Genomic DNA, 282 nt, shown 5'->3' on the forward strand with positions numbered 1-282 from the left:
GTCTGGGATGGGGATCAGGGAAGAATTGCAAAGGGTGCTGGAGTTGCAATCCCACTACAGTTCACTGGCCACAACCGCCATGAACGAACGAGGCCGAATCATCAGGCACCAGCTTCCCACGATCCTCCGAGAGGAAGCTGAGCGGCTTCGCACCACGGCGGATATCGCACAAGGCGACTTCTTGATTGAAGGGCGAGATGGCGCCGGTCGAAGGGCACTTGTGCCGTGGGTGCGGTTTGCCTCGCGATCTCGATCCCCTAAAGCCACTGAGGGCTGGAACGT

At 59.2% G+C, this 282-nt stretch carries 1 protein-coding gene; it reads left to right on the forward strand.

Annotated features, from left to right (window positions below):
- Positions 1-79 precede the first annotated feature (79 nt).
- Positions 80-282, forward strand: a 203-nt coding sequence (locus tag ACFQ6N_RS40925) for an MrcB family domain-containing protein (protein WP_380659210.1), incomplete at its 3' end; no start/stop codon positions are given.

This window comes from Kitasatospora sp. NPDC056446, from assembly GCF_042796115.1.
In the GTDB taxonomy this organism is placed as follows: Bacteria; Actinomycetota; Actinomycetes; order Streptomycetales; family Streptomycetaceae; genus Kitasatospora.